Origin of the sequence: Roseburia sp. MSJ-14, assembly GCF_018918225.1 — a bacterium.
Taxonomy (GTDB): domain Bacteria; phylum Bacillota; class Clostridia; order Lachnospirales; family Lachnospiraceae; genus Petralouisia.
The window spans coordinates 109,377-130,295 of sequence record NZ_JAHLQD010000019.1 but is presented as its reverse complement, the minus strand read 5'-3'; the positions used below and the strand labels follow the sequence as shown (position 1 = coordinate 130,295).

Sequence of the window (20,919 nt, the reverse complement as noted above, 5' to 3'; positions counted from 1 at the left end):
GAAGGGAGAAAGGTTATGGCTGCAACAATAAAAGATGTGGCAAAACTTGCAGAGACCTCTACAGCAACGGTATCTAAGGTAATGAATGGTTCCTATTCTATTTCAAAGGAAACTATAAAGCGGGTAGAATGGGCAATGAAAGAATTAAATTATCATCCAAATATGAGAGCTCGTAATTTTGTAAGGCAGTCTACGAGAAGTGTGATTTTTGTCACTTCATTAGGAAGAGATGCAGGCTTTTCCAATCCTCATATGTTTGAAATTATGGCAGGATTGGAAGCGGCGCTTTCAGAGAAGGAATATGCGCTTGGGATAAAAAGTCTTTCCAAAAGAGATGCTATCGATTATGTAAAATATGTGGTAGATACAAAACTGGCAGATGGATTGGTCATTCATGCTTCCGTTATATCAAAAGAATTAGACATGTTGGTGGAAGAATATAAGATACCACATATTGTAATTGGGATGCCGGATTTTCAAAATCATTTTTGCTGGATTGATATTGATAATCGTTTGGCAGGAGAGATGGCAGCAAAATATCTTTTGGAATGTGGTTATCAGTCACTTGCTTTTATTGGAGGAAGAGAAGAGGACAAGATATCCATGCACCGTTTAAATGGCGTATTGTCTGTGTTGAGTGAACATGATGTATTAGTGCCAGGGGGGTATGTGCAACAGGGAGATTCTGTATGTGATAGTGGCTATGCGATGATGGAAGAAGTGTTGTTCCAGCAACAACGGCCAGATGCAATTATTTGTGCAAATAATTATATTGCTTACGGATGCGTCAATGCTTTGCATGATAAGAATATTCAAATACCTCAGCAAATGGGGGTGTTGACATTTGATGATTATCCCTTTTCACGAATTTTAAAACCAATGTTGACGGTAGTGAATATTGATGTGTATGATATGGGATTCCAAACGGGAAAGTATATTCTCATGAAAATAAAGAAACCGAATCTTCATGTGCAGTCTTATATCACCATTCCATCTTTAAAAGTAAGAGACTCAACGAAAAAAGTTTATTGAATTACATGATTTATTACTATGTATCTATAAAATCTTTGAGTTTTAAGAAAAGCCTTGCAGTAAAAATGCAAGGCTTTTTATAGTTTTTAACGTAAAAATCCATCTTTTTATCCTCATAATAAAAAGTTTGTGATAAAATAGTTTTAAACACGGTGGAAGGGGTGAAAAAGGATGAAGGAAAAGTTATATACCATTCCCATTCAGGATGCATTTGCTAAGGATTGTGAATGTCCGGTTTGTGAAATGTATCGTAAGTTAGAAGAAAATGCCATTAACTATACCATTGGTCCTGGTGCCAGTTATATGGAAGAGGATATTCGAACACAAAGTGACAAAGAAGGCTTTTGCCAGAAGCACCTGAAGATGTTGTATGAATATAACAATAAACTGGGGCTTGCTATGATGTTGAAAACCCACATGGACAGAACAATCAAAGAACTAGAACAGGTTTCCAAGGCATCTCTTCCACAACCTAATTCTATGTTTAAAAAGAAAGAAATACCGTCTCATCCAATAACGGATTATATTGAAAAAATGGAAAAAGAATGTTTTGTGTGTGGTTATATCAATCAAACCTTTCAAAGTTATCTGATGACGATTTTTTATTTATATGAAAGAGAAGAAGATTTTCGCAAGCAGTTTACAGAAGCAAAGGGATTTTGTATCAATCATTATAAAGTGCTGTTTCAACAGGCACCACGGTATTTGAATAAGAAGTATCTAGAAACTTTTTTAACTACCTTGAATCAAAGCTTTTTAAATAATTATAAGCGAGTAAGAGACGATTTGGAGTGGTTTATTCGGAAAAATGACTATCGATATAAGGAAGAACCATGGAAGAATGGACGTGATGCACTACCGCGAGCACTAACGAAGGTAGGAAGCATTTGGAATGGAGAAGAGTCATAGTTCAAAAGAATGTTTAAAATATAGAAAGAATTGCAGGAGGAAAGAACAGAAATGATTAATCAGATTTATAAGGAAATGTTAAATGGAAAATCCATTATCAGACAACAATCAGAGTTTGCAACAGAACTTGGAAAAAAGATAGGGTATGAAAATGTATTTGATTATAGTCTTGGCAATCCAAGTGTTCCGGTACATGAGGCATATACCCAGACAATGCTTCAATTATTGAAAACAGAAAGCTCTTCTGATTTACATGGTTATAGCCCGTCTCTTGGAAATACTTCTGTGCGCACAAAGGTGGCAGCAAGTTTGAAGCAAAGATTTGGACTGGATTATGAAACCAAACACATTTTTATGACAAGTGGTGCAGCAGGTGCGATTGCACATGCATTGCGTTGTGTGACACAGCCGGGAGATGAGGTAATTACATTCGCACCATTTTTCCCGGAGTATCGTGAATATGTAGGAAAAACCGGAGCAATTCTCAAGGTAGTTCCGGCTAACACAGAGGATTTCCAGATTAACTTTGAAGCATTTGAAGAAATGATGAATGAAAAAGTGCAGGCAGTGTTAATCAATACCCCGAATAATCCTTCCGGTATCGCTTATTCAGAAGAAACCATTCAAAGATTGGCTAAGATTATGGAAGAAAAGCAGAAGGAATACGGGCACGATATTTTCCTTATCAGTGACGAACCATATCGTGAAATCGTGTTTGACGGAAAGAAGAGTGTATATCCAAGTAAGTATTATGATAATTCATTGTCTTGTTATTCTTTTTCCAAGAGTCTCAGTCTTCCGGGAGAACGTATTGGTTATGTGGCAGTAAATCCAAAGGCAACAGATGCAGATATCATAGCGGTTATGTGTGGACAGATTAGCCGAGGAATTGGACATAACTGTCCCGCATCCAGCGTTCAGCTTGCAGTAGCAGAGGTGTTAGATAAGACCAGTGATTTGTCTGTTTATGAGAAAAACATGAATCTTATTTACGATGAATTGGTAAAACTGGGATTTACCGTAGTAAGACCGGGCGGAACATTTTATATTTTCCCAAAAGCATTAGAAGAAGATGCCAATGCCTTTTGTAGAAAAGCAAGAGATTACAATTTGATTTTAGTACCAAGTGACAGTTTTGGTGTACCGGGATATTTCAGAATGTCCTATTGTATTGATACGGAAAAGGTAATAAGAAGTTTTGAAGCTTTAGAACGATTTGTAAAAGAAGAATATGGAAAATAAGAAAGCGTAAAGAGGATGAAAAAGTGGAAGCATCAGATAGATTAGAGAAGAGAATCTATCTGATGCTTCCATTACTAATAATTTATTAGTCTTCTACTAATGCAGCAGTAATGATTGCCATAGAGTAAACCTCTTCTGCATTGCATCCACGAGATAAGTCGTTGATTGGAGCATTTAATCCTAAAAGGATTGGACCATATGCATCAAAGTTACCAAGACGCTGCGCAATTTTGTATCCGATGTTACCGGCATTGATATCTGGGAAGATAAATACATTTGCATGACCGGCTACTTCATTACCAGGACACTTTGTTTTTGCAACACGAGGAGATACGGCAGCATCAAACTGTAATTCTCCTTCAATTGGAAGGTCAGGTCTTAATGCTTTTGCTTTTGCAGCAGCATTACGCATTTTATCAACATCTTCACCCTTTCCGGAACCAAGTGTAGAATAGCTTAAGAAAGCAACCTTTGGATCAATGCCAAAGATTTTACCACACTCTGCCGCACCAACTGCGATTTCAGCAAGTTCGTCTTCGTTTGGCTTAATGTTAATTGCGCAGTCCCCCATTGCTAAAACTTCATTTTCACCGGTAGCGGAAGGACGTACCAGGATAAAGCAAGAAGATACAATATTGTGACCCGGTTTTGTTTTAATTAACTGTAAAGCAGGACGAACGGTATCAGCGGTTGAATAAGTAGCACCACCTAATAAAGAATCGGCAACACCCATTTTTACTAACATGGTTCCGAAGTAGTTACCCTGTTTTAAAATTTTACGAGCTTCATCCGGCTGTACATTTTTGCTCTTACGAAGTTCACAGAATAAGTTTACCATTTCCTCCATTCTGTCATAGTTTTCAGGGTCAATGATTTGAGCACCGCGGATATTGTAACCGAATTCTTCAGCAGCAGCGTCTACCTTTTCAGGATTACCAATCAGGATAGGAGTTAAAAAGTTTGCTGCTAAAAGACGAGAAGCTGCTTCTAAGATTCTAGGATCAGATCCTTCTGTAAAAACAATTTTTTTCGGGCTCTTTTTTAGTTTATCAATCATCATGCCAAAGCCTTGCATATTCATAACAAATTCCTCCTAATATAAATAAATGTATTTTATAGTCTATTTATAATTTACCACGTTTCAAAATTTTTTCAACGGATAGCGTGTACAAAAAGAAGAACAGATGGGGTTTTTTTGTTTTTTTTTTGGAACATTTTTTTTTATTGAAAAAAATATACTATTTGTTAAAAGTCTGCTCTGCCGCGCTCAATTGGTAAAGTGATATCAGGACAAAAGCATGACTATATAATTCTTCAAAAGAACAGTTCAAAAGGCTGCTTATTTTCCGAAGACGATATCGTATGGTATTGGGATGCTGAAACAGTTTTTGAGCTGTCTTTGCAATCTCGCCTTTGGAGTCAATATAGATTTGAAGCGTTGTAAAAAGGTTAGAGGTATAGCGGGTATCGTAACGCTTTAAAATTTCAATTTGTGATAGACAGTTTGTCATTACATCCTTATTACGACATAAGGGAGCCAGAAATTGCCAGGTGCCAAGCTGGGAGTAACACATCAGAGGTTCCTTTTTGTGACAGCAAACCAAACCGGTGTCCAAGGCACGGGTCAGTAAATCGGTGAATTGCTCTTGTGGCAATGGGGTATCCGCAATGCCTATGGTAAATTGTTCCGGATTTAAGTCAATGGTTTTTAGTAGCCCAAATATTTGTGAGGCAATGTCCACATCTTCTTCCGGAGAAAGAATTAAAAACATACCGTCTTTGTATTTTACATAAGAGTAAGGAAAGATTCCGGTAGGTTGGTAACGTTTATACAATAAACGATGAAAATAGGAAGAAATAGCTGCGGAACCAGAAGAACCGTTTGGAATCAGATATGCCGCGGTCAGTTTGTCTGAAAACGCAGGATTTATTTCGTGGGCAGTTTCCTTATTGGTATGTGGTGCCGGGGCAGTTTCTATTACTTCCTTTAGTTTTTCCTCAAGCATAAGGTATTGCAGTTTTGACTTTAACAATTCATTGGTGCCAACAATCAAATCTTCCATATAAGCATGTTGGAAGAAAAAAATCGGAATGTGGAACTTGTCCGCCATGTGGTATATCGTTTCAGGCAGTTCATGATAAAAGACAGTTTTGATAGCGATTGCAGAAACTTGACGGCGCATAAGCGGTAACAAAGCCTCTCCGATTAGAGAGGAATCATCTTTGGCAAAAAACAGCGAGGTAAGAACAAAGTCTCCTTTGCTGAAAACGTCATAGTTTTTGTTGTAGCTTTCGTATTCTAAAATAACGATGTTTCCCACCTGATTGGAAAGTCCACTTTCTCCTGCTAATAATTGGAAATCATCAAACAGAGTCATAGAGAGTAGTTCGGTTACTGGTATCATGGTATCCTCCTAAAAAACGTATTTTTATGCATGATTCTCAAATAATTATAAAAAAATACATAAAAAATGTAAAAACTAAAAAAATAGTAGCATTTTTTTGTAGAAAAGTAAATAAAAAGACGGTTGAAAGGAGAAGGATGTGCGATTATACTCAATAAGTAAATATGGTAGAGCAAAGGCGCTTAGTTATACGGTTATTCGTATATCTAGGTGCCTTTTTGTATAGAAAGGAAAGTGCAATGAGTAAATTTTTATGTGAAAAATATAAGAATCTGGAGCCCTATGTGCCGGGGGAACAGCCAAAAGATAGGGAATACATAAAATTAAATGCCAATGAAACATCCATGCTTCCATCACCAAGGGTATATGAAGTGTTAAGAAGTGGACGAATGAAGCGACTTGGATTCTATGCGGATCCGGATGCCTTAGAGCTTCGTAATGCAATCGCAGAAAAATATGAGGTAACTGCGGATGAAGTATTTGCCGGAAATGGTTCAGACGAAGTACTTGGAATGATTTTCCTTGCCTTTTTTGATGAACATTCTAAGATAGCATATCCGGATATCAGTTATGGATTTTACAAGGTATTTGCAAAATCATTTGGAATTGACGGAACAGCAATTCCTTTGAAGGAAGATTTTACGGTAGATGTAGATGCCTTTATTGCAAGTGGCAGACATATCATCCTTGCAAATCCCAATGCACCTACCGGATATGTGTTGCCTGTTTCTGAAATAGAGCGAATGGTTGCATCGGATGAAAACAGACTGGTAATTATCGATGAAGCATATGTGGATTATGGAAATGAGACTTGTATTCCTTTGACAAAAAAATATAAGAATCTCATTGTAGTGCATACCATGTCAAAATCAAGAAATTTAGCAGGTGCACACATTGGATATTGTATAGCAGATAAAGAACTCATTAAGGATTTAAATGGAATGAAATATTCCTTTAATCCATTTAGTTTAAGTGATTTTTCTATTGCCGTTGGAACCGCAGCCATGAAGGATAGTGCTTATTATGAAGAATGTGCAGCCATGATTATAGAAGAAAGAGCGTATTTGAGTGAGGAACTTCGAAAGCTGGGCTTTGAAGTATTAGAGTCTCATACCAATTTTATTTTTGTACATCACTCTGTGATGCATGCCAAGGAGTATCAGGAAAAATTGAAAAATGCAGGAATTCTTACAAGATATTTTCCCCAGGAGAGAATCGATAATTATCTTAGAATTACCATTGGAACCAGAGAAGAGATGGAGGCAGTGGTAGCAGCAACCAGAGATATTTTACAAAAGGCGGCGGCATAGAGATGAAAATACTAATTAGCGATTATCCGGAAGAATTAAATCGAAATCTGGCATATGAAAAAGAGTTGTTCCTCCATCAGCTTCCCATACAAGAAAGTGATATTGAAATATATCCATATAGAAATGAGTCAGAATTTTTGGAACATGTAAGGGATGCAGATGCACTGCTGACAGCATTTTTACCGTTAGGTGAGTCTGTGCTTTCCAAATGTGAAAAGCTCAGATGCATAGGAATTAATGCAACCGGATATGGAATTGTGGACATGAAAGCAGCGGAAAAGTACAACATTGCAGTCTGTCCGGTGTTGGAATATTGCACCAACGAGGTGGCGGAGCATACACTTGCTTTAATGAGCGCATTGTTTCGTAATTTAAAGACCTATATGGAAAAAGTGGAACAGGAGCATATCTGGTCTTATCAATCGGCAGGTCCAAATCAGCGTATGGCAGGAAAGACCCTTGCGGTTTTTGGACTTGGAAGAATTGGAAGAGCAGTGGCAAAGCGGGCGCAGGCATTCGATATGAAAGTAATAGGAGTAGATTTATATTTTCCAAAGGAAGAAGCAGAAAAGTTAGGGATTACTTTGGTAGATAAGGAATATGCCCTTGCCCATGCAGATGTAATTACCAACCATATGAATCAAACCAAAGAAAATGAACTTTACTTTTCCTGGACGGAATTTGAAAAAATGAAACAAAAACCATTTTTTCTCAACGTAGGAAGGGGAAGTGCAGTGTCTGAGGAGGTATTGGTTCATGCGCTGGACACAGGAAAAATACGGGGAGCCGCTCTGGATGTATTAAAGAGCGAAACCCCAGAACTGGAAGGAAATCCATTGCTGGGAAGAGAAAATGTAATACTGACTCCCCATGCAGCATTTTATTCAGAGACTTCCATGCAGGAGTTACAGCGAATTACCTGTGAAAATATTATTTTCTTTTTTCAGGGAGAATATGAAAAAATTCAGTTTTTGGCAAATCCAACCGTATTAGAAAGGGTGATGGAAAAATGACACATATGGCGGAAGAAATGAAGACGCTGACAGAACAGTTGATATCTGTTGGTAGTGTAAATGGTACCTTTGGAGAAAAAGAAGTAGCACTTTTTATTGAAGGATATCTACGGGAAATTCCGTATTTTAAAGAACATCCAAATCAGGTTATCGTACAACCGTTAGAGAAAGACACTCTGAATCGTAGAAATGTGTTTGCTTTGATAAAGGGAGAGAAAAATCATACAGAGGAAACGATTATTTTTCATGGACATATGGATACAGTAGGAATAGAGGATTATGGCGGACTTAAGGCATATGCATGGAATCCCAAAGAGTTGAAAGAAAAAATGCTTGCCATGGAGTTGCAGGAGGAAGTAAGGAGAGACTTAGAAAGTGATGACTGGATGTGCGGCAGAGGAGCCTGCGACATGAAAAGTGGAGTAGCAGTTTTTATGGTGCTGTTAAAATATTTTTCCAAACATGTGGAAGAACTGTCCGGCAATATTTTATTATCCGTCAATCCGGTAGAAGAAAATTTACATACTGGCATTATTGAAGGGAGAAAAGTGCTGGAGGAATTGCAGGAAAAAGAAAATCTTCATTATATATTGGCAATTAATAATGATTATACTTGTCCGCTATACGAAGGAGACACCAATCACTATTTGTATACCGGAGCAGTGGGAAAACTGTTGCCATGTTTTTATGTGCAAGGAAAAGAAACCCATGTGGGACAGTGCTTTGAAGGATTCGATGCCTCTGTAGCAGCTGCAAAACTGGCAGAAAGAATTAGTTTGAATACAGAATTTTGTGACGTATATGAAGGAGAATCCACTTTACCGCCAAGTGTGTTGAAATTAAAAGATTTAAAAGATTTTTATAATGTGCAGACTGCATTTAGTGCGTTGGTGTATTTTAACTATTTTGTGCACAACGCTTCCATGGAATCCATTGTGGCAAAGCTTAAACAAGCGGGAGAAGAAGTTTTTGCAGAGATGGAAAATAATATGAATGAGCAATATACAAAGTATTGTAAAATTTCCAAAACAGCAGGAAAAGAGATTCATTACCATAAGAAAGTTTATACCTATGAAGAACTTTATCAGGCTGTAACAGAAAAAAAGTCAGAAATAGAGAAAAACAGGGTAATAGAGGACATCGAAGAACTGACGAAGCAAGAGGAAGAAAAAGGAACGGATAAGCGTGAAATTCCAGTTGCTATCATTCGCTATTTGTTAGAAGCATTAGGAGAAAAGCGACCGGTTATGGTACTTTATTTTGCAGCACCGTATTGTCCGCACAATACATTGAAACAGGAAGTAGAAGAAGAACGAAAACTCTACGAGACCATTAGAAAAATAGCGGGGGATGGATATAAGATATTGCAGTTTTTCCCAAGTCTTTCTGATAGCAGTTATTTAAAAATTGATGATAAGATGTCAGGCGTGGAATTGTTATTATCGAATTTTCCGGCATATCATAAGCTTTATCCTGTACCATTAAAGGAAATCAAAAAGTTAAATATTCCGGCGGTAAATTATGGCGTTTATGGAAAAGATGCACATAAATGGACAGAACGGGTATATATGCCCTATTCTTTTGAAACATTGCCCAAGTTAATTATAAAAACAGTGGAACATTTTTTGGAAAGTGAGGAAAAGATATGTTTGTAAAAAATGGAACAGGGGTATTAAAAAAGGTGCTGGTATCCAAACCAGATTATTTAAAGGCAGCGAAAATCAACGAGATTGCGAAAAAGTGGGATTATGAATTGGATATAGAAAAAATGCGAAAGGAACATGAAGCATTTGTAGAGGCATATCGTAACAATGGGGTAGAGGTAGCATTTTTGGATTCCAATGAAGGAAGACCAAATTCTGTATTTGCAAGAGATTTTGGCGGTTGTATAAAAGAGGGATATATTTTAGGAAACTTTAAACTTCCATTGCGCTATCAGGAGCATGATGACTATAAAAAGAGAATGGAAGAACTGGGTGTGCCTATGGTGGCAGAAATAAAAAACGGTCTTTTTGAAGGTGGAGATTTTATGTTCTTAAATGAACATACCATTGCCCTTGGAATGGCTGACCGTACCAATGAAGAGGGATATCTGGAAATGAAACAGCAGGTAGAACCATTGGGATATGAGATAATTCCGGTTCCGTTAAAACGGGAGTATCTTCATTTAGATATGTGTTTTAATTTGGTAGACGACTACCTGGCAGTTGCATATAAGGAAGGAATGCCGGAGGAATTCTTAAAACGTATCGAAGAAATGGAAATTGAAATCATTTCTGTACCGGAAGAGGCAATTTTTGCACATGGCTGCAATTTACAGGCATTAGGCAATAAGCGTGTTATGTCTTTGAAGCAGAATCAGAGGGTAAATGAACAATTAGCAAAAAAGGGAATGAATGTAATTGAACTTGATATTACAGAGATTTTAAAGGCAGGGGGCGGACCTCATTGTATGACCTTCCCTTTGCTTCGTGTATAAAGAAAATAGAGAAAAAACAGGAGAAAAAAATGCGTATCGGAAAAGAAAAGGTAACATATTGTTTTGATAAAAATAATCAACCGGCAGAAAAGTGTGCACTTCCCGCAAACCTGATATTTGAAACACAGGATGCATTTTCGGGACAGATTACCAAGTCAGAAGATGTCATGGATGGATTAGATTATTCCATTATGAATCCTATTACAGGACCTGTTTTCTTTGAGGGAGCAATGCCGGGGGATGTATTAGAAATTAAAATTAAGAAGATAGAATGTGCAAATAGTGGGTGTGCGTTATGTATTCCAAATGAAGGAGTAATCGGACATCGGGTAGAAGAACCGCGCACCAGAATTTATGATATTTCTAAGAAAAGCGTACAGGTGGCTCCCGGGGTAGAGCTTCCCATTGAACCCATGATAGGAGTAATTGGAGTAGCACCAAAAGAGGGAAAACCGCTTGCTATGATACCGGGAAATCATGGAGGAAATATGGATACGCGCTATATTAAGGAAGGTGCCACATTGTATCTTCCGGTACAGGTAGAAGGTGGACTTTTGTCTATGGGAGATTTTCATGCAGTGCAGGGAGATGGAGAATCCTTTTATACCGGATTAGAGGTAGCAGGAGAAGCAGAAATAGAGATTTCCTTGCGAAAGGATTTGAAAATGGATATTCCATTTGTAGCATGTGAAGGAAAATTTGCATCCGTTGCAACGGCACAAGAAACAGATGCAGCATTATCCCTTGCAATGGAAAAATTAGTGGATTTTGTAGCAGCTCACAGTAGTCTTGATTTTTATGATGCGGGATTTTTATGTGGATTGTATGCAAATCTGGAAATCAGTCAGGTGGTAGATCCGCTAAAAACTGCAAGAATGGCAATAAAGACAGAAATATTACAGAAATTAGGAATAAGAATATAAAAGAAGATATGGAATAGAAAATGGTTGCTTTGCGTATTTGAAAAGAATTCAAATACCGGGGCAACCATAATTTTTTGTTTTCAGAAAGGGGAGTTTATGGTATGATAGTAGTGGCATTTCTACATGATGAAAAAATAAAACACATGACGTAGAGATGAAAACTACATAACGTAGTTGACACCGACTTTGTATGGTGATAGAATACAAGTGTTTCAAAAAGGGGATGTTATGGAGAGAAAAGAAAAAGTAATTTATTATCGTGATGAATTAAATGATGAATTTGCAGGTGATAATATTGTTACAAAGCAGATTGATGGAAACTATCGTTATTTGCGAAAGGGAATCGTAGGCAGATTGCTACATATTTTCTTTTATCGCGTGTTAGCTACGCCATTGGCATTTTTGTACATGAAGCTTCATTTTCATCATAAAATAGTAAATAAAAAAGCACTTCGTCAAGTACGCCATAAGGCATTTTATCTATATGGTAATCATACGCATTTTATGGCAGATGCACTAATACCAACCATGGTTAGTTTTCCAAGAAAGATTTCGGTAATTGTACATCCAAATAATGTATCTATGCCGGTATTGGGAAAGATTACACCATATCTTGGGGCATTGCCACTACCGGATGAGAGAAAGGCATATAAGAATTTTATGGATGCCATGAAAGAACTAATGCAGGAAGAACAGGCGATTATGATTTATCCGGAGGCGCATATCTGGCCGTTTTATACAGATATCAGACCTTTTAAAGATACATCGTTTCATTATCCGGTACAGTATAAAGTACCGGTATTTTCCTTGACGAATACTTATCAAAAGAGGCGGTTTTCTAAAAATCCTCAAATTGTTACCTATATAGATGGACCTTTTTATGCAGATTCGGACAAGACTGCCAAGGAGCAGAAGCAGGAATTGCGCAATCAGGTATATCAATGTATGAAAGAGCGAGCAAAGCGTAACAATATGGAGATTATAAAATATATAAAAATAGAAGAGAAAAGGGAATCAAGAGATGATTAATATACTTTTTTCCGGAAATGCAGGTGTGTTTGACGGAATACTTAGCTGTATGTTGTCCATCCTTAAAAGAACACAGACCAAGGAGCCGTTTCGGTTTTTTGTATATACCATGGATGTGACCAGAATAAAACCGGAATATCAGGCGGTGAGTGAAGCACAGATTGCATTTTTAAATGAGATTGCGAAAAAGTATGATTCAAAAAATGAAGTAATTCCAGTAGATGTGACCGAATTGTACGAAAGAGAATTTGGCGGTTGTCCCAATGAACAGGCATATTGTTCTCCGTATACATTACTCCGTTTATTTGCGGATATTGTAGAAGGGATGCCGGATAAGTTGCTGTATTTAGATGTGGATATTTTATTTAATCGAGATATTACCCTTCTATATAATATAGATATTTCCGGGTATGAGTATGCAGCAGCAAGAGATCATTATGGAAAATATTTAATCAATCCCAACTATATTAATGCCGGCGTATTGCTGTTAAATATGAAAGAAATACGAAAAACAGGATTATTGGCAAAGGCGAGGGATTTGATTAAGGAAAAGAAACTGGTATTTGCCGACCAAAGTGCAGTATATCGGAGCACTACCAAAAAGAAGATGTTACCACAACGTTTTAATGATCAGAAGTTTTTACATAAGCACACAGTAGTAAGACATTTCTCAAAGCGTTTGTTTTATCTTCCATATCCGCATACAGCCAATGTAAAGCAGTGGAAGGTAAGCGAAATACATAGAATTTTTCATTACTATGTGTTTGATGATATTTTGTATGAATATATTTATTTAAAGAAGAAGTTTGAAAACGAACAAATAATGTAGGAGATTACAAATGAGACGTAATAATATAATACCAATATTTTTTGCATGCGATGACAATTTTGTAAAATATACAATGGTATCCATGCGTTCTATTATGGATAATGCATCCAAGGATTATCAATATGTAATACATATTTTAAATACCAATATCTGTGATGAAATGAAAAAGGCAGTGAAAGATATGGAAAACGATAATTTTACCATACGTTTTGAAGACGTAACAGACTATCTTACTTCCATTAGTGATAAATTGCCTCTTCGTGACTATTATTCTAAAACAACTTATTTTAGAATGTTTATTGCAGAGATGTTCCCGGAATATGAAAAAGCAATTTATATCGATAGCGATACCGTTGTACCGGGAGACATTTCAGAATTGTATTTCCATGATTTAAAGGACAATTATGTTGGCGCAGCCAATGAACAGGTAATGATTCAGGAAAATGTATATGGTGAGTATGTAGAGAAAGTGTTAGGAATTGACAGATATCACTATTTTAATGCAGGATTGTTATTGATTAATTGTGAGCAGTTCCGTGAGAATCATGTGTTAGATCAATTTGTGGATTTGCTTCATACCTATAACTTTGTAGTAACACAGGATGAAGATTACTTGAATCTTATCTGTAAGGATAAAGTATTGTGGTTAGAGCAACCATGGAATACAGAAGTATTTGGTGACATTGCTTATCCGGAAAGTGAATTTAAAATGATTCACTATATTATGGTTTCCAAGCCATGGCACTACGAAGATTCCAGATATGCAGAGCAGTTTTGGAAATATGCCAAAAAGACAGCAGTATATGAAGAGATTCAGGAGGTGCTTGCCAATTATACCCAGGAACAGCGCAAGGAAGATGCAGCATCCTGTGACCGATTACTTCAGACTGCCAAGGATGAAATCGCCAAAGAAAATAATTATTTGAATTTGTTAAAACGCGGTCAGTTGAAGTCAAAAGACCGTTTGGTAGTATTAGAGAAAATCGCAAAGTTAGAGCGTGAAGGAAGATTTGATGAGGACGTGGAAGAAGATCCGCCTACACGGGAATTAAAGCCGGAGGAAATTGATTATTTAAGAAAAAAAGTAAAAAGCAAGATAAAGACCAAGCTTACTTATACTGTGGCAAGAAAGTTTATGAATAATTTGATTGATAATAAGCAATTAATTATCAAAGAAATCAAAGGATTAGAGCATTTTCAAAATCTGAATAGTGGAGCTGTAATTACTTGTAACCATTTTAATGCTTTTGACAGCTTTGCAATGCAGATTGCATATGAAAGTTCCGGACATAAACGCAGAAAGTTCTATCGTGTAATTCGAGAAGGTAATTACACCAATTTCCCGGGATTTTACGGTATGCTGATGCGAAACTGCAATACGATGCCACTGAGCTCGAATATCAAAACCATGGAAAAATTCATGCGTTCCATGGACACAGTATTGCAAAAGGGACATTTCGTATTGATTTATCCGGAGCAAAGTATGTGGTGGAATTACCGTAAGCCAAAACCATTGAAAAAAGGAGCTTATACCTTTGCCGCAAGAAATAATGTACCGGTTCTTCCTTGCTTTATTACCATGGAGGATAGTGACATTCTTGGAGAAGACGGATTCTATGTACAGGAATATACCATTCATATTGGAGAACCGATTTATCCGGACCCGAGTAAATCAAGAGCAACCAATGTAGAAGAGATGCGGAAAAAGAACTTTGAACTTTGGAAAAAAATATATGAAGAAAATTACCAGAAAGAGCTGGTATATAGCTGTAATGCATAGATGCATAATAGAGATTGTGCTTAGATGATATTGACAGAAATAAAAAATCATACTATAATTCCAACGAATATTCGTAGAAAAGGTAAATTATAATAGCGAAAAGATGTGACAATGCAGTCAAAAGAGAGTATTGTCATGTCTTTTTTTATACAATAGGAAATTGCGTCCTATTGTATAAAAAACGCTCCGCTAAGGAAGCACTCCTCGCGGAGAAGAAATTAGTCGTAAACGACACCGCTCGGGCGCGAAAGAGACCGACAAGCGGACTCTTTGTTCTATCATAGGAAGTACCAGGATGTATGAAAGTACATGAAATTCCTATGATAGAACAAAGCAGTTAAAGTTTTACAGAAAGGAAGAAAAATGAATACATACGAATTAAATCTTTGTGGACTGAAAAGAGAGTTACCAATTGTTCGTATTGATGATGATACATCAATTGCAAGCTTTGTTATTTTAGGTGACGTAGAATTGGTACATGTTGCTGCAAAGGAGTTGGTAAAAAAAATAAAAGATATAGATTATATTGTTACAGCAGAAGCTAAAGGAATTCCTTTGGCATTTGAGATATCAAGGCAGATTGGAATGAACGAATATATAGTTATTCGTAAGAGTGTAAAAACATATATGAACGATCCATTATGTGAAATTGTTCAATCTATTACCAGCAGGGGATGTCAGCATCTTTATTTAGACGAAGCAGATGCACAGAAATTAAAGGGGAAAAGAATCTGCATCGTGGATGATGTGATTTCCACAGGAGAATCGTTAAAAGCAATCGAAAAGCTGGTAACGAGAGCCGGAGGAGATATTAAAAGCAAGGTGGCAATTTTGGCAGAAGGTGATGCAGCAAAAAGGAATGATATATATTTCTTAGGAGAGCTACCTTTGTTTACCACAGAACCGGAAGTGTAAGAAATAAAAAATTAACTTGACAAAACAAAAAACCTGTGCCTATAATAGAAACGCGATAGAGAATAATATATTTATATATTGTTTTCTAGCAAAATATTTTATAATTAGTGATAGTTAAATTGGTGTATACATTAATTTAAAGATTATTATGATAGCAGATATTGTACTAAGGTATAGGTATTTACGCTATTATAATAATCTTTTTTTGTTATATGAATATGGAATAATCAAGACAAAGGCGTCGTAATTCACTGGAATACGATGCCTTTTTTTGCGTGAAGGAGGAAAACATATGAAGTTAGAACATGCGGCACTGCTTATTATTGATTTACAAAATGACTTTGTGGGCGAACATGCAGCCATTCCATGTAAATGTGATGCGGATATGATAAAAAATGTAAAAAAGTTGATTCAGTTTTGTCATGAAAAGCAGATACCTGTTATTTATACACAGGAGGAGCACCGGGCTTCCATGATTGATTTTGGAAGAGAACTGGATGGAGATGAACCGGTTCATTGCCTGGAGGGTTCCGAAGGAGCAAAGATTATTGAAGAATTAACTCCAACAGAACGGGATCATGTAATAAAAAAGAGAAGATACAGTGGATTTTTCCAGACAGATTTGAAACTGCTTTTAGATAGTCTTAAGGTAGATACTTTGATTATTACAGGGGCTGCCACGGATGTTTGTGTCAGAATAACAGCAACCGATGCACAGCAATATGGTTACTTTGTATATGTACCAAAAGACTGTGTGGCAGGAACTACTCCACAGCAAAATGCAGCGGCACTGGAACACATTCGTTATGTGTTAGGAAAAGTTGTAACAAGTGAAGAAATATTAAAGGAAGAGCTATAAGGCAGATGGTGTAAAAGATGGAAAACAACAATACGGAATACAAACGGGAATTATTCAAACTGTACAATGCAGTAAATAAAGAAATATACGGATATGGTGTTACTGAGTTAAAGGTATCCTGTATGGAAGATATGATTATTTTCCGGACACGTCATAACAGAGTTCATGCATTGCAAATCTTAGAAGAGAATTATGCATTGTTAAAACAATCCGTAGACCAGGCTCTGTTTTCCGAATTTAAAAGAATGTTCCATAAGGAATTAGAAGAAAAAATGGGACTGCATGTAGCAGGAATGTTACGAGATTATGATGCGGATATTCGTACCGCGGTTACAGTGGTAATTCTTGCTACAGAAGAAAAAAGTTCATAAATTCGTGAAAGGGGACTTGAAATGAAAGTTGTAGTTGGAATCACAGGAGCCAGTGGCAGTATTTATGGATATTCTCTCATACGTCTGTTGCATAAAAAAGGCATAGAACTTGCAATTGTTATGACACAGATGGGAGAAAAAGTAATGAATTATGAATGTGGAATTACCCGAGAGGAAATAGAAAAATATGGAGCCGTATATGACAATGATGATTTATTTGCTCCCATAGCCAGCGGTTCCTATCAGGTAGATGCAATGGTGGTAATTCCATGTTCCATGAACTCTCTTGGACAGATTGCAAATGGAATGGGAGATACCCTGTTGGCACGAAGTGCATCTGTGGCTTTGAAGGAAGGAAAAAAGTTGATTATGGTGGTAAGAGAAACACCATATAGCATTATTGCAATGGAAAATATGCTGAAATTAGGAAAAGCAGGTGGAATCATTATGCCTGCCAGTCCGGGATTTTATCATAAGCCTACCAAGATATGGGAATTAGTGGAAAGCATTACTTATAGAGTCCTGGATCGACTGGGAATTGAAGCAAAGGAGGCGGTAAGATGGAAGTAACATCAGATTTTAAAGAGTTGACAATGCAATATGAACAACAGGGCTTACTTTCACATATTACCAGAAAAGTCTCAGCCGATAGTGAAATGATGGCAGTAATGAAAAAAACAAAGGGTCAAATTCCATTACTTTTCCATCAGGTGGACCAATACCCATGTAAGGTAGTAACCGGTTTAGGTGGTAATCGTAAGCTGTTAGCGCAGTCCATGGGAATGACAGAAGATAAGTTAAGAAAACATTTGGCAGCTGCCATTGCACATCCAATTCCGGTTACACATGTAACAGAAGGAAAGTGCCAGCAGGAAGTACATATGGCTCCCTTTTCCTTAGAAGACTATTTCCCGGTATTGCGACATTATGAAAAGGATAATGGAAAGTTTATTATTTCAGGAATGATGGTGGCAAAAAGCATCGACGGAAGCAAGTATTATACATCCATTCGCCGTATGTGGTACAAGGGAAAAAATCAGATGACCGTTTTGATTACTTCCAGAGAAATGCAGGAGCAGTTTGCATATTATGAGGCAAGAAAAGAGCCAATGGAAATAGCAGTCATGTTTGGATTAGTTCCGGCAGTTGTTTTAGGTTCGCAGATAAGTACCCATTTATACAATGCAGATAAGTTAGAAGTTTCAGGAGCGTTATTGTCAAAATCATTAGAGACAGTAAAATGCAAAACCATAGACTTAGAAGTGTTAAGTGATGCACAAGTGGTACTGGAAGGAAAGGTTTATCCATGGAAAAAGGAAAAAGAAGGTCCTTTTGGTGAAATGGCATATTACTATGGCGAAGTAAAGGAACTTCCCCTTTGCGAGTTTTCCTGTATTACAATGCAAAAAAATCCTCTGTGGCATACATTTTTTCCATCAGGATGTGAAGAAAAACTGCCTATGGCAATTAGCAGAGAAGTGAATCTTTTTAATACCATTCAAATGACGGTACCGGGAGTGAGAAATGTGCATCTGACTATGGGTGGCGCAGGTCGTTATCATGCAGTAGTACAAATAAAGAAGGAGCAGGAAGGTGACGGAAAGCAGGCTGCACTTTCAGCGTTTGCATCAGATAAGGACTTAAAATATGTCACGGTAGTGGATGAAGATGTAGATATTTTTGATGCAGAGGAAGTAGAGTGGGCAATCACAACAAGAACGCAGGCAGCCAGTGATATTTTTATCATACCGGCAGCCCTGGGCTCGCCCTTAGAAGCCTCCCATCATCTGAAGAACACAACCGATAAAATGGGAATAGATGCTACAAAGCCCATAGGAGATAAACGGTTTGAACGGACTCATGTAATTGGAGAGGAAAAGATAGACTTAAAGGAATACATTGAGGAAAGGAGAGATAGCAGATGGCACTTGGAGTTATAGAAACCAGAGGTTATACAGCTGCGGTAGAAGCAGCAGATGCTATGTGTAAGGATGCACAAATTGACGTAAAGGAAGTAAAGGTGCCCGGGGGAGGACATGTAACCCTTTTAACTACCGGGGAAGTTGCAGCGGTAACTTCGGCAGTAGAGGCTGGAGTAGAGGCAGCCGGCAGAGTTGGGGGTGACATTATCAGTTCCTTTGTAATTCCCAATCCTCATCCGGAATTAGAAACATATTTGTGGAAAAAAGGAGGGAAATAGAAATGGATGAATTTGTAAAGTCTGTAGTGGAACATATTATAGGAACAGGCAGAGAAACAGAGCCGATTCAGACACAGAATCAGCAAAACACACAGAATCAGACCATTTATCGCCCAAATTATCAACGAAATAAAAGGGGAGTAGGAGTACAGCCCAGGCAACAAAGTGCTTTTTATTGTGTAGATACAGAACCGGAAAGTAAGGTGAAGTTTGGAACAGCCCAAAGCACAGATATGTTAGAGGAAGATTTGCGTTGGATAAGACTACATGCAAAGGAGGTGTAGGAAATGCAGGAAAATGCAATGGGATTTATAGAGACATTTGGATACGGAACTGCCGTGATGGCAGCAGATGCAGCTTTAAAGGCAGCCGCAGTAGAAATTTTACGGATTGAAAACACAATTGGAAGTGGTGGCTCCCTTGGTGTAACAATCTTTTTACGAGGAGAGGTTGCAGCAGTAAAAGCAGCAATCGAAGCAGGAACACAGGCAGCACAGGAGGTCGGAAAAGTAGTTGCAAGCAATGTTATTCCGAATTTAGACAATAAGGTGAGACAGGGAATGTATCACAATAAGATTTAGTAACAGCTTTAAGAAAAACAGTAATAGAAAAAATAGATGAAGAACAAAAAGTTCTGAAAGGAGTTTAAGATGAAAGAAGCATTAGGATTAGTAGAAACAAAAGGATTAGTTGGAGCAATTGAAGCAGCAGATGCCATGGTAAAGGCAGCAAATGTAGAAATTACAGGGTATGAAAAAATCGGCTTTGGTCTGGTAACTGTTATGATCAGAGGAGATGTAGGTGCGGTAAAGGCAGCTACAGACGCAGGAGCAAATGCAGCAAGAAGAGTAGGCGAAGTGGTTTCTGTTCATGTAATTCCAAGACCACATACTGAGGTAGAACGTACCATTTTAAGTGCAGCGGTTGTAGAGGAAGCGTAAAGCATGAAAGAAAGAGGAAATGATAACAAAAGTAGCCGAATCCTTGTGCTATGTTGTTCCAAAATGGCAGAAGATGTTCGAATGTTATTTTTTCTAGAAAAATTAAAAAGAAAGTATCCATTGAGAATCTGTATGATACCAGAAGAAGCAGGAACTTCTCAAGGAATGTTAGAACAGGAAGGCTGGAGTACGAATCTTCCGGAAAGAGTATTAGAGGAAATTGAGTTTGTTTTGCTTGCGGGAATGCCCCCAAAAATAATAGATTCACTGGAAAACGGATTACTGGAAGAACCAGAAGTAAAATTACTTACATTGTGTTTTACCAATCGGATGCAGGTATATTTATGGGAAGAAAATCCGTGGAAAGAATCCGCTTTTTTGCCGGAACCGGTGCAGAGATTGCAGGAGAAAAAGAAAAAAATCTGTGACATGTATCGGATACAATTTCTGAGAAAACAGGAATTAGAAAAAATGTTTGGCGGTGTGGAAAAAGAACAGGAGAATCCAGGGAAAAATACGGGAATTTGGGAAAGCGCAGCCAACAATGAGAAACATCATATGTATACCATGGAAGATGTTGTTGCCTGGGACAGCAGAGTAATCATTCCAAAGGGTGCTTATTTTACACCATTGGCAGCAGATTATATCAGAGAAAAGAAAATCTGTGTGGAATATCAATAGA

The 20,919-nt window shown here is 37.4% G+C and carries 23 protein-coding genes; 21 read left to right on the top strand and 2 right to left on the bottom strand.

All coding sequences use genetic code 11. From position 1 onward, the window contains the following. Nucleotides 1-15: 15 nt before the first annotated feature. The 3 genes from KQI83_RS08215 (at nt 16) to KQI83_RS08205 (ending at nt 3,183) form a co-directional block, all read left to right on the top strand. Nucleotides 16-1,032, top strand: a complete 1,017-nt coding sequence (locus KQI83_RS08215; RefSeq protein WP_216556519.1) for a LacI family DNA-binding transcriptional regulator — start codon at nt 16-18, stop codon at nt 1,030-1,032. 171 nt (nt 1,033-1,203) lie between these two features. After that, on the top strand, nt 1,204-1,941 hold the full coding sequence (locus tag KQI83_RS08210; RefSeq protein ID WP_216556517.1) for a DUF6062 family protein: 738 nt from the start codon (nt 1,204-1,206) through the stop codon (nt 1,939-1,941). 51 nt (nt 1,942-1,992) lie between these two features. Then, the gene (locus KQI83_RS08205) at nt 1,993-3,183 is read left to right on the top strand and encodes a pyridoxal phosphate-dependent aminotransferase (protein ID WP_216556515.1); all 1,191 of its coding nucleotides are present in this window, start codon (nt 1,993-1,995) and stop codon (nt 3,181-3,183) included. 85 nt (nt 3,184-3,268) lie between these two features. Here the strand turns inward: KQI83_RS08205 and pta are convergent, their stop codons facing one another. Next, nucleotides 3,269-4,258 (bottom strand): phosphate acetyltransferase, encoded by a 990-nt coding sequence (pta, locus tag KQI83_RS08200; protein WP_216556616.1) that lies wholly within the window; start codon nt 4,256-4,258, stop codon nt 3,269-3,271. 163 nt (nt 4,259-4,421) lie between these two features. Then, nucleotides 4,422-5,588, bottom strand: a complete 1,167-nt coding sequence (locus KQI83_RS08195; protein WP_216556514.1) for a PucR family transcriptional regulator — start codon at nt 5,586-5,588, stop codon at nt 4,422-4,424. A gap of 239 nt (nt 5,589-5,827) precedes the next feature. Here KQI83_RS08195 and hisC point away from each other — a divergent pair, with 239 nt between their 5' ends. From hisC to KQI83_RS08105, 18 genes are all read left to right on the top strand, one after another. Further along, complete coding sequence (gene hisC, locus KQI83_RS08190; RefSeq protein ID WP_216556512.1) at nt 5,828-6,898, top strand: histidinol-phosphate transaminase; 1,071 nt, start codon at nt 5,828-5,830, stop codon at nt 6,896-6,898. A 2-nt stretch (nt 6,899-6,900) separates the two neighbouring features. After that, on the top strand, nt 6,901-7,911 hold the full coding sequence (locus KQI83_RS08185; RefSeq protein ID WP_216556510.1) for an NAD(P)-dependent oxidoreductase: 1,011 nt from the start codon (nt 6,901-6,903) through the stop codon (nt 7,909-7,911). A gap of 5 nt (nt 7,912-7,916) precedes the next feature. Continuing rightward, entirely contained in the window at nt 7,917-9,566 is a 1,650-nt protein-coding gene (locus KQI83_RS08180; protein ID WP_216556508.1) for a M20/M25/M40 family metallo-hydrolase, read from the top strand. Further along, on the top strand, nt 9,557-10,390 hold the full coding sequence (locus KQI83_RS08175; protein ID WP_216556506.1) for a dimethylarginine dimethylaminohydrolase family protein: 834 nt from the start codon (nt 9,557-9,559) through the stop codon (nt 10,388-10,390). The genes KQI83_RS08180 and KQI83_RS08175 overlap by 10 nt, the downstream gene beginning before the upstream one ends. A 29-nt stretch (nt 10,391-10,419) precedes the next feature. Beyond that, complete coding sequence (locus KQI83_RS08170; protein WP_216556504.1) at nt 10,420-11,313, top strand: acetamidase/formamidase family protein; 894 nt, start codon at nt 10,420-10,422, stop codon at nt 11,311-11,313. 228 nt (nt 11,314-11,541) lie between these two features. Then, a complete protein-coding gene (locus tag KQI83_RS08165) occupies nt 11,542-12,342 on the top strand; it encodes a lysophospholipid acyltransferase family protein (protein WP_216556502.1) in 801 nt (266 codons plus the stop codon). Continuing rightward, entirely contained in the window at nt 12,335-13,171 is an 837-nt protein-coding gene (locus KQI83_RS08160) for a glycosyltransferase (protein ID WP_216556501.1), read from the top strand. Before KQI83_RS08165 ends, KQI83_RS08160 begins: the two co-directional genes overlap by 8 nt. Before the next feature lie 10 nt (nt 13,172-13,181). After that, nucleotides 13,182-14,951 carry a glycosyltransferase gene (locus KQI83_RS08155; protein WP_216556499.1) on the top strand — a complete coding sequence of 590 codons (1,770 nt, stop codon included), beginning with the start codon at nt 13,182-13,184 and terminating at the stop codon, nt 14,949-14,951. A 363-nt stretch (nt 14,952-15,314) separates the two neighbouring features. After that, complete coding sequence (locus tag KQI83_RS08150; RefSeq protein ID WP_216556497.1) at nt 15,315-15,866, top strand: phosphoribosyltransferase family protein; 552 nt, start codon at nt 15,315-15,317, stop codon at nt 15,864-15,866. Between the two features lie 292 nt (nt 15,867-16,158). Beyond that, nucleotides 16,159-16,725, top strand: coding sequence for a cysteine hydrolase family protein (locus tag KQI83_RS08145; RefSeq protein ID WP_216556495.1), 567 nt, complete (start codon nt 16,159-16,161; stop codon nt 16,723-16,725). 17 nt (nt 16,726-16,742) lie between these two features. Continuing rightward, nucleotides 16,743-17,096 (top strand): Na-translocating system protein MpsC family protein, encoded by a 354-nt coding sequence (locus KQI83_RS08140; protein WP_216556493.1) that lies wholly within the window; start codon nt 16,743-16,745, stop codon nt 17,094-17,096. 21 nt (nt 17,097-17,117) lie between these two features. Continuing rightward, entirely contained in the window at nt 17,118-17,666 is a 549-nt protein-coding gene (locus tag KQI83_RS08135) for a UbiX family flavin prenyltransferase (RefSeq protein WP_216556491.1), read from the top strand. After that, nucleotides 17,657-19,036 carry a UbiD family decarboxylase gene (locus tag KQI83_RS08130; RefSeq protein ID WP_216556489.1) on the top strand — a complete coding sequence of 460 codons (1,380 nt, stop codon included), beginning with the start codon at nt 17,657-17,659 and terminating at the stop codon, nt 19,034-19,036. The genes KQI83_RS08135 and KQI83_RS08130 overlap by 10 nt, the downstream gene beginning before the upstream one ends. Continuing rightward, nucleotides 19,018-19,296: a BMC domain-containing protein gene (locus tag KQI83_RS08125; RefSeq protein ID WP_216556487.1), complete on the top strand. Its 279-nt coding sequence runs from the start codon at nt 19,018-19,020 to the stop codon at nt 19,294-19,296. Before KQI83_RS08130 ends, KQI83_RS08125 begins: the two co-directional genes overlap by 19 nt. A 2-nt stretch (nt 19,297-19,298) precedes the next feature. Then, complete coding sequence (locus tag KQI83_RS08120) at nt 19,299-19,580, top strand: hypothetical protein (protein WP_216556485.1); 282 nt, start codon at nt 19,299-19,301, stop codon at nt 19,578-19,580. A 3-nt stretch (nt 19,581-19,583) separates the two neighbouring features. Further along, nucleotides 19,584-19,877 carry a BMC domain-containing protein gene (locus KQI83_RS08115; RefSeq protein WP_216556483.1) on the top strand — a complete coding sequence of 98 codons (294 nt, stop codon included), beginning with the start codon at nt 19,584-19,586 and terminating at the stop codon, nt 19,875-19,877. Between the two features lie 69 nt (nt 19,878-19,946). Beyond that, nucleotides 19,947-20,237 carry a BMC domain-containing protein gene (locus KQI83_RS08110; protein WP_216556481.1) on the top strand — a complete coding sequence of 97 codons (291 nt, stop codon included), beginning with the start codon at nt 19,947-19,949 and terminating at the stop codon, nt 20,235-20,237. A gap of 3 nt (nt 20,238-20,240) precedes the next feature. Next, nucleotides 20,241-20,918, top strand: coding sequence for a hypothetical protein (locus tag KQI83_RS08105; RefSeq protein WP_216556479.1), 678 nt, complete (start codon nt 20,241-20,243; stop codon nt 20,916-20,918). Nucleotide 20,919: the final 1 nt, after the last annotated feature.

Bases quoted from the DNA above. Each gene is read 5' to 3' on its own strand.
- KQI83_RS08150 (WP_216556497.1), top strand. From the start codon at position 15,315: ATGAATACATACGAATTAAATCTTTGTGGACTGAAAAGAGAGTTACCA.
- KQI83_RS08160 (WP_216556501.1), top strand. From the start codon at position 12,335: ATGATTAATATACTTTTTTCCGGAAATGCAGGTGTGTTTGACGGAATA.
- pta (WP_216556616.1), bottom strand. From the start codon at position 4,258: ATGCAAGGCTTTGGCATGATGATTGATAAACTAAAAAAGAGCCCGAAA.
- KQI83_RS08165 (WP_216556502.1), top strand. From the start codon at position 11,542: ATGGAGAGAAAAGAAAAAGTAATTTATTATCGTGATGAATTAAATGAT.
- KQI83_RS08175 (WP_216556506.1), top strand. From the start codon at position 9,557: ATGTTTGTAAAAAATGGAACAGGGGTATTAAAAAAGGTGCTGGTATCC.
- KQI83_RS08185 (WP_216556510.1), top strand. From the start codon at position 6,901: ATGAAAATACTAATTAGCGATTATCCGGAAGAATTAAATCGAAATCTG.
- KQI83_RS08170 (WP_216556504.1), top strand. From the start codon at position 10,420: ATGCGTATCGGAAAAGAAAAGGTAACATATTGTTTTGATAAAAATAAT.
- KQI83_RS08110 (WP_216556481.1), top strand. From the start codon at position 19,947: ATGAAAGAAGCATTAGGATTAGTAGAAACAAAAGGATTAGTTGGAGCA.
- KQI83_RS08215 (WP_216556519.1), top strand. From the start codon at position 16: ATGGCTGCAACAATAAAAGATGTGGCAAAACTTGCAGAGACCTCTACA.
- KQI83_RS08155 (WP_216556499.1), top strand. From the start codon at position 13,182: ATGAGACGTAATAATATAATACCAATATTTTTTGCATGCGATGACAAT.
- KQI83_RS08140 (WP_216556493.1), top strand. From the start codon at position 16,743: ATGGAAAACAACAATACGGAATACAAACGGGAATTATTCAAACTGTAC.
- KQI83_RS08210 (WP_216556517.1), top strand. From the start codon at position 1,204: ATGAAGGAAAAGTTATATACCATTCCCATTCAGGATGCATTTGCTAAG.
- KQI83_RS08195 (WP_216556514.1), bottom strand. From the start codon at position 5,588: ATGATACCAGTAACCGAACTACTCTCTATGACTCTGTTTGATGATTTC.
- KQI83_RS08125 (WP_216556487.1), top strand. From the start codon at position 19,018: ATGGCACTTGGAGTTATAGAAACCAGAGGTTATACAGCTGCGGTAGAA.
- KQI83_RS08205 (WP_216556515.1), top strand. From the start codon at position 1,993: ATGATTAATCAGATTTATAAGGAAATGTTAAATGGAAAATCCATTATC.
- hisC (WP_216556512.1), top strand. From the start codon at position 5,828: ATGAGTAAATTTTTATGTGAAAAATATAAGAATCTGGAGCCCTATGTG.
- KQI83_RS08180 (WP_216556508.1), top strand. From the start codon at position 7,917: ATGGCGGAAGAAATGAAGACGCTGACAGAACAGTTGATATCTGTTGGT.
- KQI83_RS08105 (WP_216556479.1), top strand. From the start codon at position 20,241: ATGAAAGAAAGAGGAAATGATAACAAAAGTAGCCGAATCCTTGTGCTA.
- KQI83_RS08115 (WP_216556483.1), top strand. From the start codon at position 19,584: ATGCAGGAAAATGCAATGGGATTTATAGAGACATTTGGATACGGAACT.
- KQI83_RS08120 (WP_216556485.1), top strand. From the start codon at position 19,299: ATGGATGAATTTGTAAAGTCTGTAGTGGAACATATTATAGGAACAGGC.
- KQI83_RS08145 (WP_216556495.1), top strand. From the start codon at position 16,159: ATGAAGTTAGAACATGCGGCACTGCTTATTATTGATTTACAAAATGAC.
- KQI83_RS08135 (WP_216556491.1), top strand. From the start codon at position 17,118: ATGAAAGTTGTAGTTGGAATCACAGGAGCCAGTGGCAGTATTTATGGA.
- KQI83_RS08130 (WP_216556489.1), top strand. From the start codon at position 17,657: ATGGAAGTAACATCAGATTTTAAAGAGTTGACAATGCAATATGAACAA.